The following is a 12,627-nucleotide window of genomic DNA, read 5'->3' on the forward strand; positions in this document are numbered from 1 at the left end:
GGTTCACGATACTGGCCATTGCCATCTGATTGTGAGCTTTCACCTAGGTTAGATTCCCTTGCTCCTGCCTCATTTGCGCTCGCATCGCCGATCAAATCTGGATCCATTGATGGGTGAATATTATCCATTTCACCCTGATCCTTATTGATCAAGCCGGAAGGAAACTGCCCGGCTCCAGCATGTTTTGTATCCATTAACTTGGCTATCTGATCTGCCGTATTTTTTTCTTCAGCCAAGTAAGGCAATAAGAGGGACGCAAATCTAGACGCCCCCTTAAGCCAATCCTCTGCATAGACCTTTATAATTCTCGCACCCAACCATGCATCTCCCTCCATGGCATCAGAATCCGACTGCCCTCCTAGAGAGCCCGATTTAAGCTGCCATAGATGCTCATAGATACGCATGTAAAGATGCCATACTCGGCTATTCGATCCCCCTTGATCTATTCGCTTGTAGACCTCGTCCATTCTGAGGCCAAACTGACGCTGGAGATGGTTGTTAATTAGTAGGTCTGAATACAGGTTGGCGACCATACCTGCCTGGTTCTCTAACGTAGGAAGGCAGACATGGATTCTCGCTATCATACGGGCATGATCTGTGAGTGTTGCTGGCGAAAGAATATGGTGACCAATCTCGTGAGCAAGCACTTCAACTGCATAGTCTTGAAGCTTGTATTTGGTGATCGCTTCTAAATCAACTACGACAGCCTGATCATTCAAACGGATCATGGCAAAGCTACCAGATAAGCCCTGTTTTGAAGCTTCTAGATGCGTCTCACATAAAAGTGGGTTTCTTAATTGTGTATAGCGACTCCACAAAGCAAGCGCTTCACTCCAGGATGACTGCCAACGCTCTAAAAGCGACTCGTCGGTTATCATGATGAGCGACCTTTACTTGTATTCAAGACCGCAGATCCCGAACACTCAGTAATGATGACTGAGAAAGTCTCCGGCGAGGTAAATACGAGTGTATCGTCAAGTTGTGCGACCGAATTGATATCTGTAAGGTCGCTGAAACGGCCGAGCGATATGAGTTTTGGGTTGTAACTTATCTGTTGATCTATTTGTTTTAGATCTTCAAGTTGTAGATTCTCGCTGGGAATGAGTGTCGCCCCAAATGAATCGGCATAGAGTCTCCAAATATGCGTGTCAGAAAGAACATACAGTTGGTCACCTTCAACGAAGATCTTGGGTGGTAAGGGGAAATCCCCACCAACAATACTGCATTGGCCAACCCGGTATTTTTCATGAATCTCCGTGCCGGATGTACTGGCCTTTATGTGTTGAGGTTTGAACCATCTACTCGCATTTAATTGGTCAAAATGAAAATTGAGATCATGACTGTCAGAGAGCTTAAATAGTTTTCTGGATACTTCGTCTGGTAGCTCATTAATTTTGTTCAGCGCTATTTCTCTGTACTGAGCCAATCCCGCCAACCAAGCACAAACAACGCCCGTTATCTTGAACTGTTCGATTGAGTTGATTACATCACAAGACTTAATCATCAGATCAAGCCAGGCATTCGGTTTCTCTTCACCAAAAGCCAAAATATTGCTTAACGAATTACTTGTTCCAGCAAATAGTGCACCCGGGCTTTCCGTAAGAAGAGAATCAACCTTTGGATATAGGCTATTCCAGACTTTGAATAGCAGCGCTTTTTTAGACTCTGATTTCAACCAATTAAAACTGGCCAGTTCTAGTCCATACTTGAAACCCGCATGAGCTACATGAAACGTAATTTGGTTACTCTGACCATCTAAGGTCAGGACTACTGGATCTAAGCATTCGGTCAAAAACCAATTAAAGTCATCTAGATTTAAATTTGGGTACTGATGTCTGACGCTCGCAACCATTTGATTACAAGTGTCTCTTTCAGCTTGGAAATATGCCTTGAGCGCCGCTGACTTCATTGAACAAGCCCCTATGACTCAAGCCACTTGAGATAGTTCGTATAGCGCTGATGCAAATATTTAAGTTTTACGACATCCTCGTAGATGTGCCCATACATTTTCTTGCCCTCTACGAGTTTCGCTATTTCCGTCTCAATACGATTGATTCGTTTTTTAGCTTGCTTTGCAGTTAAGCCATCAAGACCTTCTTCAAACTCATTCGACAACTCTTCTACAGGGTCATTCTTATCCAAGTTAAGTTTATCGAATTCCCTACATGAAGAATCAAAGAGGTGACGCAACCAGCCGATCTTATCGCTTCGATAAAAAGTATTCTCAGACAGTTCGAAAAACGGTGAATCCATGTCAGCAAAAAGCCGGGAATGAAAAACGAATGGGAGTACTTGCCTTACATCGTTTAACTCAACCGTGTCATTACCCCTAAAAAACGCGAGAGCTTTAGCAAACTGTAGTAGTGACATCAAAGAACGAACTGAGATTCCGTTTAGGGTCTGACAACCAAGATCTTTTAGACGATCACGACCATTATCAATAGACGCTAACACATGTGATTTGACGCCTGATAATCGTGACGTGTCCTTTGTTTTATATTCAAACTGAGAGGCAGAATACTCCGAATACTCAAAGTGACTCGTAAAGAACTCTATTCTGCGCCGAATCCCTGCAGGTACTGTGATATTGCGTATCGCTAGCGACATGTCTGAGATCTCATCTTCGGTGAAAATGATCTGAGGTGGAACCATATCTTCTGGCTTTACACCTTCTTCAATACGTAGAAGCAACTGATTCAGAAATCTAGGGTTAAATGACAAAGCTTGGACAACGACATCAATACGATCTTTTAAGGCTTCGATCACCTGGTAGGTTCCGCCACCCTGATCATCATTTGCAGTTAAATACCAGGCCGCATCAGGACATTCAAAGACCTGGTTGTAGAGTTCTGCGTAGTTGTCTCCCATCACAGTCAGCAAAGCGCTTTGCGTTCGTGTAGGGATACGGTTGTATTCATCGACTATTTTTACGCGCATTCCAAGCCATTTCCGCCACGATATGCGGATGTCTTCGATCGCTTCGGCCGAGGCCAGATCCGATGGCAAGGGATTACCCAGCAAATCAGCCACTGTCATCTGCGGATGGCCATGTTGCATGGCTCGTTTAACTTCTTTTGTCGTATAACCGCCCATGATACCCATCAAGATTGCACTAGCCGTTTTACCCCGGCCTGGTCCGCCAATGAAAAGGCATTTACTTTGAGTAGCGAACGTGAGGAGTGGCAATAAGATAAAGCTTGAGTAAGACTGTTCAGTTGGGAGGTTTAGCGTACTGTGACTGTCTCCCGCCCTAAACTGTTGCGGAGACTGATCATTATATTCGATATCATAGTGAGGACTGATTATCGCGTTATTAACGATCCAAAAGTAAGCCTGCCTAAGCTTTTCATCTAGTCCCGTGCTAGTTTCTTGAGCGTCACTTTCACCTGAACCAAAAGGCCCATCATACAAATCTGAAACATCGAAAGACTTAGCTTTGGAGTGTGCCTTTGGTTTGGTTGGTGAGGCCGATAAGCGGCCAAATAAATTGAATTTACTCATTAATAGTTCTCTTGATTCAACCAAGAATCAAATATCTAAATTATATTTTTCGTTATTAAGGTTCAGCTTGAACTATCCCAAGCCCGACAAAGCTTATCTACACGTTTCAATAGCGTCGGAAAGCGAAAACCACCATCCATGTTTATTATTTGTTGCTTAGCAATTTCAATATCCAATCCAGCCGCAGTCACATACAGCGGTTTGTCGCTCTTACCTCTGTATACTTCATAATTTGAACCGATACTCTTGAATCGATTTTTAGCGACACCGACAACCGGAATGCTACCACCTAAAGCATCATAAAGATGTTTACCAAGGCCAGGTCTTTTCTCTCCATCTAAGAATACATACCCATCAACAACGATAACATCTGGTTTTAGCGAGTGCTCATTTATTAGTTCGAGAATACAAGGCAGCTCTCGCTTATAAAACTCACCGGGAGTGTAATCTTCAACAGACTGAACTTTGCTAACAACCTCAATCGTCGGTTCTTTATCAGTCCAATCATCAAAAATAACACCACCGATTAATCCCGTATCGTTTTTATAGTCAACGTCAACAGCTAGAATCATTAAGATTTTCTTCCAACTCTTCACTAAAAACTTTGATACCCGATTTGTTGCACAGTTTGCTTTCTCTAAACCTTTTTAGCTGGCCGCAGCTATACATCCCATCGATCTCGAGTCTTTTGATATGAGGCAGATTTTCTGCATTTATAAAAATATCTGGAAAAGTGTAGCTGCTAATATTACTTCCCCCTAGGCTCAACCAAGCATCTTCCAATACGCTAAAACCGGACGTCAATAGATTGTCATGAGTCTTAGAGGTTAACGGTTCGCCATCACTCGTTATGATTTCAAGATTGCGCAGTCTTTTGAAAAGTATTGGCCTATCTAGTCTAAAATTACCATGAATAACGAGTGATTCGACTGAATGTAGACTCTCAAGTAAGCTTGTTAAATCGCCAAGTAAACTTGGAGCCCAACCATCACGATTACAATACAATTCATCAATACCTAGTGACAGATGCTCTAAAAGAGGAAAGCTAGTTCCAGACAAGATTTCTATAGCTTTTTCATAATTAAATGAAGATCCAGGAGGAGTATAGTCGCAGTGACCTATACATATTGAACGGAGCTGTTGAGGTAAGCCAGACTTAACAAGAGCTTCCAAAATATGAAAACTTTTTCCTCCAAGCAAAATTGAAACAGAAGTACATTCCCTGGGAATACCGTCCAACACTTTATAACCATTATGTTCGGTCTGTGGTACGCCGATAATCAGGTCTGTTTTATCTCTATCTATTGAGCGCTGTTCTTCTGGGAGTTCAAGTATTATTTGTTCGAACTCAAGATTGCTCGGAAGGTCCGTCTTATTTCTAAACACTGAGAACATTATGAATCAATCGCCGCGACTAAAAACATCAAGATATCATAATTCACTAGAAATGAGGGGCTGAAAATCAGAAAACATGGGAACGAATAAGACCAAAATGAAAACATCTTAAATATGAGCAATTAATTATATTTATCAATAACTTATATTTGTCTTCGTTTTTATTCTCTCAAACCCTTTTTTTAGGCTACCGAGGAATAAGGGTTTCAGAGGACTTTTGTCTTCGTTTTTATTCCTTCGATACATGATTGATCAAATTAGGATCAGCGAAAAAAGTCATTTTTGACGCTGACCCTAATCATTTAGCTATTTCTTCAACTGATACCCCGTCCTAAATATCCACCATACGCCAACAATACACAGAAGCAGAAAGCCACTAATAGCCGCCAGACTTGCTACCATGCTGACGTCTGAAATCTCGTAAAAACTCCAGCGAAAGCCGCTTACCAAATACAAAACAGGGTTGAATAAAGTGATGGTCTGCCAGATCTGCGGCAGCATGTTGACAGAGTAAAAAGTACCGCCCAAAAACACTAAAGGCGTAATCACCAGTAAAGGAATCACCTGAAGCTTCTCAAAGTTATCGGCCCAGATGCCGATAATAAAACCGAACAAGCTGAAGGTAATGGCCGTCATCACAAGGAAGACCATCATCCAAACCGGATGCGCTATTTGTAGCGGTACAAACAGGCTCGCCGTTGCGAGAATAATCAAGGCAAGTATGATCGACTTCGTTGCTGCGGCCCCCACGTAGCCAAGCAAGGCTTCGAAGTATGAAACAGGTGCAGAAAGTAGCTCATAAATGGTGCCGCTAAACTTAGGAAAATAAATTCCAAATGAAGCGTTAGAAATACTCTGCGTTAACAAAGAAAGCATAATCAAGCCTGGTACGATAAAGGCCCCATAGCTAACTCCGTCCACTTCATTAATCCTCGAGCCAATCGCAGAACCAAAGACGACAAAATACAAAGAGGTAGAGATAACTGGCGAGACAATGCTCTGGAAAATGGTTCGCTTTGTACGGGCCATTTCAAACTTATAAATCGCGGCAACTGCGTGACGGTTCATGCGGACTCCTTAACAAGCGATACAAAGATATCTTCTAATGAGCTCTGGTCAGTCTTTAAATCTTTAAACTGAATCCCCTCTTCAGACAAGTGCTGGAGCAAGGTCGCAATACCCGTATGATCTTCTAGCGTGTCGTAGGTATAAACAAGTTGCAGGCCATTATTATTCAGCACTAGATCGAAACCTTTTAGGCTCGTTGGCAAACTAGATAGCTCGGTCTTCAGGTCGAGGGTTAATTGCTTCTTCCCTAACTTACGCATCAATTCTGTCTTCTCTTCAACCAAGACTAATTGACCATTATTGATCACACCAATACGGTCAGCAATTTCTTCTGCTTCCTCAATATAGTGTGTGGTGAGGATAATCGTGACCCCCTTTTCTCGAAGCTTACGGACCAACTCCCACATATCTTTTCGCAGCTCAACATCAACCCCAGCTGTCGGCTCATCCAAGAATAAAATCTTGGGTTCATGCGACAGCGCTTTGGCTATCAACACACGGCGCTTCATACCACCTGACAACTCCATAATACGGTTATCTTTCTTATCCCACAGTGATAAGTCTTTTAGCGTCTTCTCGATATAAGCCGTGTTAGGCGCTTTACCAAATAAGCCTCGACTAAACGTCACGGTATCCCATACAGTCTCAAATGAGTCAGTCGTTAACTCTTGTGGAACCAGACCAATCATTTCACGCGTATGGCGGTAGCCTTTGATAATATCCTCACCGTCGACAGTCACGGTGCCGGAAGATGGATTGACTATACCGCAAATGGTACTGATTAAGGTCGTCTTACCGGCCCCGTTCGGACCGAGTAAAGCAATGATTTCAGATTTTTCTATTGTAAGGTTAATACCACTGAGCGCTTGAAAACCACCAGCATAAACCTTAGACAAGTTTTCGATTTGAATAATGGGAGTCATGATTTTGCATACCCTAATTTCTATAACAGTACGTTAAACGATTTTGCTTGTGCCTGACTATGCTCATAAATGGAATTCAGAAATTTGGGCTCAACGTACTGAAGAATACCGCTGCTGCAATACAAAGGGATTTGGAAGAAGCTGAAGCGAACAAGCTTTATCCGCAGAGTTATGATCTTAAGGCGGCCTAGCCTTTTTCAAAGGGGTCAGACTCGATTGATTTTCAATCGAGTCTGACCCCTTTGAAAACCTTCGACCTACGATCACCGCCCGTCTTTCTCGGGTGACTTGCCCTACCGGTCTGCGCTTCAATTTGAGACTTGAATTGCTCACTTCCCAGTACCCATGCCTTATTTGTTACTGTGCGAATCTCTTCAAGCGTCTGTTCTTTTATCTCGTACGTAAATAGAGAACGATATATCGACCGTCTTTTTTCTGGCGATACGGATAAAGACAAGTATTCGAAATGAGGTGAGATTAGCTCGCTTTGTGCTCCCAAAGCATTAACACGATAACTAGACCAAGGGTAATTAGATGGGTGGGCCACCATATTGGCCCGAACAGGATTTAGCTCGATATATCGATAGCAAGTTAGTAAATAGAGAGCTGAGTCAATAAGAGACGCTTTATAACGCCCTTCCCACAACGTACCCGTTCGGCGGTACTTTTTATTAAAGTACTGAACATAGTAACGCCCAATATTCTGTATTGTTTTTGATATGCCGTCTTCCACTTGAGGTGTAATCAGCAAATGTACGTGATTGGTCATCAAGACATAAGCATGTACTTCACAAGAGTATGCTCGACACGCGTCATTCAGTTTATCTAGATAGAACAAATAATCGTCATTTTGATGAAAAATCGCTTCACGGTTATTACCTCTAATAATCACGCGCTGCGGATGGCCTGGAATCACAAACCGGGGTAATCTCGCCATATTGACCTCCCTGTCTTCTGGCGTTGAACACTAAATCTACACTAACTTTTCAGCAGCTTCTTTTCAACGGAGTCAGACTCGATTGGTTTTCAATCGAGTCTGACTCCGTTGAAAAAGATACACTAGCTCTGATTATTCTTTATAATCCCAGCATTCGAATTTATACAAGCAGTTATTACCATGAACACTCCTACACAGATTACTGTTGCTTATCAGGGAATTGAGGGTGCTTATTCGCACTTGGCCTGTAAGAAGGTCTTTCCTGATCATCGTGCCCTCGCTTGCGAGAACTTTCAAAGCGCTATTCAGCTGGTGGAACAAGGCCAGGCTGACTATGCGATGATCCCGCTTGAGAATTCGACCGCCGGGCGTGTTGAGGAGATTTATCGTTTATTACCCAATACGCATTTGAGCATTATTGCCGAGCACTTTGAGCCGGTGAATCATTGCTTGCTTGCCCTACCCGGAACTCAACTTGAGGCGATTAAGACAGTGTCTTCTCATCCTCAAGCTTTGGCGCAGTGCTTTCATCGTTTGGAAGCTTTAAAGATCACCCCTTTAGTGGCGATGGATACGGCTTTGTCTGCTAAGGACTTGGCGTCTAAGAAAGATGCGCAATCGGTTTACGGTAGCCATGGCGCGATAGCTTCTACTTTGGCGGCAGAGCTGTATGGGCTAGATGTGATCGCAGAGAGCTTTCAGGATGTGGGCGGCAACACGACGCGCTTTATTGTTTTGGCTAAGCAAGCTATTGATGCCGACTATGATCCGAAGCAGCATTATATTTCGAGCTTGTTGTTTTCGGTCAGAAATATACCGGCGGCTTTGTATAAGGCTCTCGGTGGTTTTGCCACCAACGGTGTCAATATGATCAAGCTTGAGAGCTATATGGATGGTGGAACCATGGAAGCGAGTCATTTTCATATTGATGTCGATGGACATTATCGTCAGCAAGCGCTTCAGAATGCTTTGGAAGAATTGAACTTTTTCGCGAAGGAGGTACGGATATTGGGTTCGTATCCGGCGCATAAGTATCGTCGGAAGCATGAGTTTGTGTGAGATTTTTGTAGGCGGCCCCGCCTTGTCTACTTCGGATTATTCCCATACATACAAAAAGCCTCATATGAGGCTTTTTTTGATTTCATTACGTTTAGAAGTTGCGAACTAAACGCAAACCAAAGGTTCTTGGTGGGTTGATGTCTTTGGTTACACCGACACTATCCAGGCTTAAAGGGCTACCAGGAAACTCTCGAGTGGAAGTTGAATACGCTTTATTCGTTAGGTTTTCAACGTAAACTTCTGCTTCCCACATTTCATCTGCACTCTCATAACCGAACCTCGCATTCACTAAAGCATAAGCCCCCTGATAAGAGGTTTCATGGTTCGGCGCAGTAAAGTACTGCTCATCCTGCCACGCATACTCCAAGCGGTAACTTAACGTACCACTTGGCAAGTCATGAAAGTACTGGCCAGCCAAACTAACTTTATGAGCTGGAGATGCAACCATATCATCCCCAGAAGCATCCTGTTCAGGCTGAGCAATCGAGCTATCAGCGTTTACAACTGGCGGAATGATATAATTATCATATTCTGCATTCAAAAACGCATAATTCATTTCTATCGCCAGGTTATAGGTTGGCATCCACTTATTTTCAATCTCAAGTCCAAAAATATTCGCTTCTGCAGCATTAGAAACATTCAATACACCTGGACTTGTAAACTCTGATACCTGCAAGTCCTGATAGTCGCTATAAAATAAAGCTATGTTTGAATGTAGTTTTTTATCTAATAGCTGGAACTTACTACCTATTTCGTAGGACCAAACCTTCTCGGGAGAATACTCTGGCGAAGCATCCGTCATGTTGTAACCGCCGCTTTTGAAACCGCGTTTGACACTGCTATACACCATCGTTCCAGAATCATATGTATAATCAAGCGAGAACGATGGGCTCCATGAGTCCCAAGAATTAGAGGGCGACGCAGAAAAATCTAATGTAGGATCTGCGTGATCATACACATTGTCAAATTCTTTTTCTTCACTGCTGTAACGCAAACCCAGAGTTGTATTCAGCCGATCCGTTATTGAGTAGGTTCCTTGCCCAAAGAGCGCATACGCCTGTGTTTCGTTTTTGGAGTCTACGACAACAATTGTAGAGTTAATGGCAGTGTCAGATTCATGCTCTTCTTGCAAATAATATGCACCTGCCACCCATTTTAGCCTGTCACCTTGATATTGAAGACGCAGTTCTTCCGAGAGCATATTCTGCTGCTCTTCATACTCTGTCACCAGATACACCACATCGCTACCATCTGTATCTTCCTTTAACTTGAGATCTAGGTCTCTATACCCTGTCAGAGAAACCAAGGTTAATTCAGGAGATATTTTTCGCGTATACTCGATTGAGGCGCCATAGTTTTTGCTTTCTGTATAGGGGTCAACATCATTGACATTAACCGACCATGGATCACTAGGAACTATTGCTCCTGCTGCTAATGTACCTGCTGCACCATCCGAGTTCACAAGCGTCGTCTTATAAGCCGCTGGATTCCTATCAATATCTGAATAATCTGCCCTTAACACTAACTCGCTTTTGTCATCGAGCAAAAAGCGCAATGCCCCGCGAGTCGCTAAAGAGTCGTCATCCAATAAACCATCAACACCTGTTGCAGCAGTATTCTTGACGTAAGGATCGTGATCGGTCTTAACAACAGCTAAACGGCCTAGAACCTTATCCTCAGAAATTGTGCCGTTTATCATGCCGCCTACGCTGCGAAAACTATACGAGCCAACTTCTGCGAATAGCTTACCGCTAGACTCCGCTTCTGGTTTTTTAGTGATCAGGTTAATCGTACCGCCGGTAGAGTTTCGACCATACAAAGTACCTTGTGGCCCACGCAGTATTTCGACTCGTTCAACGTCGAGAAAGTCTTCAAGAATTGAGGTTGTTCTAGATTGGTAAACACCATCGACGTGAACGGTGACACTTGGGTCTGAACCAATAAAGTCCAGGTTACTACCAATACCACGCATGTAGAGCCGTGCAGACTAGCCATTATGTGTAAGGTTCAACCCCGGCGTTTGCATACGCAGGTCTTTGATATTTCCAATACCAGCATCGCTCATATCTTCTTCGGTGTAGGCCGAAATTGCTGCCGGTACTTCTTGGAGCTTCACCTCGCCTTCTTTGGTCCCCGTTACCGTCACATCCTTTAGTTTTAATGGCTGCTTTGCTTCTGTCGGCGAGTGTCCATCGGCCCAAGCCGTCGCTGACAATATAGAGCAAAGTAGAATGGAAGATGAGGTAAAAATCGGCTTGCGAGACATTTAAACTATTCTCTTAGATTTTTTCGCGACTACGTACTGGACATCCAGTAGATATCATTATTTCGTAGCTCGCTTTTTTATACTATTTATAGTCTTTTGACTATAGGATAGATCCGTAAAAATACCAGCCTCAAAGCGCTCTAGAATACTCACTACTATTTTTGTCCCACTGATGGAAATTCTGTGTTAACGTAGCACTTCGTTTCCCCAATATTATTTTCTATTTTCTGCGAAAAACGGATTTATGACTGCTATCGCCGCGATCGACCTTCAGGAAGCTTCTGAACACCCTCATATCCCAACGCTTTCCCAACTGAGTTTATGGGTTGATGCCGCTCTTAAAGCCTCACTTCATGATAGGAAAAAGCACGAACAAGAATATGAGCTTACCGTTCGTATTGTCGACAAGGAAGAAAGCCAATCATTGAATAGCCAGTATCGCGGCAAAGATAAACCCACTAATGTTTTGTCTTTTCCTTTCGAAGCGCCAGCCGAGATTGAGCTTAACCTTTTGGGCGATTTGGTAATCTGTGCCCCTGTGGTAGCAAAGGAAGCAGCGGAACAGTCGAAGCAAGAAATAGCTCACTGGGCTCATATGGTGGTTCATGGCACTTTGCACCTGCAGGGCTACGACCATATCGAGGACGATGAAGCAGATATGATGGAGGCGCTTGAGGTGAAAATTCTGGCTGAACTTGGCTTTCCAGACCCTTACACTGAGATCGTCGAAGATGATACTATTGCAAACCACGATACAGCATAGGATTCGCTAGAAAACGTTTATGAACGAAGATAACTCAAAACCTCCGAGTAGCCAGTCAGGCCATAGTAAAGCCAAGCAAGAACATAAAAATAGTTCAAAAGGCTGGTTTGAAAAACTCACCCAGGCTTTTTCAGATGAGCCTGCGTCGCTGCGCGATATTATGGATATTCTCCGTACCGCAGAAGACCGAAACGTTCTCGATGCTGACTCGCTCAGTATTATCGAAGGCGCGATGCAAGTCACCGACATGCAAGTTCGCGAAGTGATGATTCCCCGCTCCCAGATGATTACCGTACGCGCGACGCTTGAGCCTGAAGAGTATATGCATAGCATTATCGAGTCTGCTCACTCACGTTTTCCGGTTATTGGCGAGTCAACTGACGATATTATCGGTATTTTGCTTGCTAAAGATTTACTGCCCCTAGCGATAAAAGGACAACTTAGCAAAAACAAGATTTCTGAGGCTTTACGGCCAGCGACGGTTGTACCTGAGAGCAAGCGATTAAATCAGCTTCTTAAGGAGTTTAAGCAAAACCGTAATCATATGGCAATTGTTGCCGATGAGTATGGCGGTATTGCCGGGCTTGTAACGATTGAAGATATTCTTGAGCAGATCGTGGGCGAGATCGAAGATGAGCACGACATCGATGACGAAGCGTTAATTAAGCCTCTTACTGATGGCGAGTATAACGTAAAGGCCATCACCCCTATTGAT

At 43.5% G+C, this 12,627-nt stretch carries 13 protein-coding genes; 3 read left to right on the forward strand and 10 right to left on the reverse strand.

Annotated features, from left to right (window positions below; genetic code table 11):
* The 8 genes from A3757_RS10555 to A3757_RS10590 all read right to left on the reverse strand — a co-directional run.
* Positions 1-878: hypothetical protein (locus tag A3757_RS10555; RefSeq protein ID WP_197469997.1), on the reverse strand; the 878-nt coding region annotated here is incomplete at its 3' end.
* Positions 875-1,909, reverse strand: a complete 1,035-nt coding sequence (locus tag A3757_RS10560; RefSeq protein WP_068554091.1) for a hypothetical protein — start codon at positions 1,907-1,909, stop codon at positions 875-877. The genes A3757_RS10555 and A3757_RS10560, both read right to left, overlap by 4 nt.
* A gap of 11 nt (positions 1,910-1,920) precedes the next feature.
* Entirely contained in the window at positions 1,921-3,501 is a 1,581-nt protein-coding gene (locus tag A3757_RS10565; protein WP_068506664.1) for an AAA family ATPase, read from the reverse strand.
* A 62-nt stretch (positions 3,502-3,563) separates the two neighbouring features.
* A complete protein-coding gene (locus tag A3757_RS10570; RefSeq protein ID WP_068506668.1) occupies positions 3,564-4,073 on the reverse strand; it encodes an endonuclease V in 510 nt (169 codons plus the stop codon).
* Positions 4,057-4,896, reverse strand: coding sequence for a hypothetical protein (locus A3757_RS10575; protein ID WP_068739579.1), 840 nt, complete (start codon positions 4,894-4,896; stop codon positions 4,057-4,059). Before A3757_RS10575 ends, A3757_RS10570 begins: the two co-directional genes overlap by 17 nt.
* 306 nt (positions 4,897-5,202) lie before the next feature.
* A complete protein-coding gene (locus A3757_RS10580; protein ID WP_068506671.1) occupies positions 5,203-5,964 on the reverse strand; it encodes an ABC transporter permease in 762 nt (253 codons plus the stop codon).
* Entirely contained in the window at positions 5,961-6,887 is a 927-nt protein-coding gene (locus tag A3757_RS10585; RefSeq protein ID WP_068506675.1) for an ABC transporter ATP-binding protein, read from the reverse strand. The genes A3757_RS10580 and A3757_RS10585 overlap by 4 nt, the downstream gene beginning before the upstream one ends.
* Positions 6,888-7,110: 223 nt before the next feature.
* Positions 7,111-7,824 (reverse strand): transposase, encoded by a 714-nt coding sequence (locus A3757_RS10590; protein ID WP_068553749.1) that lies wholly within the window; start codon positions 7,822-7,824, stop codon positions 7,111-7,113.
* A 180-nt stretch (positions 7,825-8,004) separates the two neighbouring features.
* Between A3757_RS10590 and A3757_RS10595 the strand changes: the two genes are divergently transcribed.
* Entirely contained in the window at positions 8,005-8,883 is an 879-nt protein-coding gene (locus tag A3757_RS10595; protein ID WP_068506680.1) for a prephenate dehydratase, read from the forward strand.
* Between the two features lie 91 nt (positions 8,884-8,974).
* Here A3757_RS10595 and A3757_RS10600 read toward each other — a convergent pair whose 3' ends face one another.
* Together A3757_RS10600 and A3757_RS10605 are read right to left on the reverse strand one after the other, a co-directional pair.
* On the reverse strand, positions 8,975-10,855 hold the full coding sequence (locus A3757_RS10600; protein WP_068638133.1) for a TonB-dependent receptor: 1,881 nt from the start codon (positions 10,853-10,855) through the stop codon (positions 8,975-8,977).
* 15 nt (positions 10,856-10,870) lie between these two features.
* Positions 10,871-11,149, reverse strand: a complete 279-nt coding sequence (locus A3757_RS10605; protein ID WP_068553444.1) for a hypothetical protein — start codon at positions 11,147-11,149, stop codon at positions 10,871-10,873.
* Positions 11,150-11,393: 244 nt separating this feature from the next.
* On the opposite strand from A3757_RS10605, the gene ybeY reads away from it, so the two are divergent.
* The gene (gene ybeY, locus A3757_RS10610; RefSeq protein WP_068506684.1) at positions 11,394-11,912 is read left to right on the forward strand and encodes an rRNA maturation RNase YbeY; all 519 of its coding nucleotides are present in this window, start codon (positions 11,394-11,396) and stop codon (positions 11,910-11,912) included.
* 19 nt (positions 11,913-11,931) lie between these two features.
* Positions 11,932-12,627: HlyC/CorC family transporter (locus A3757_RS10615; protein WP_068739581.1), on the forward strand; the 696-nt coding region annotated here is incomplete at its 3' end.

It is taken from the genome of Oleiphilus sp. HI0117, assembly GCF_001635235.1.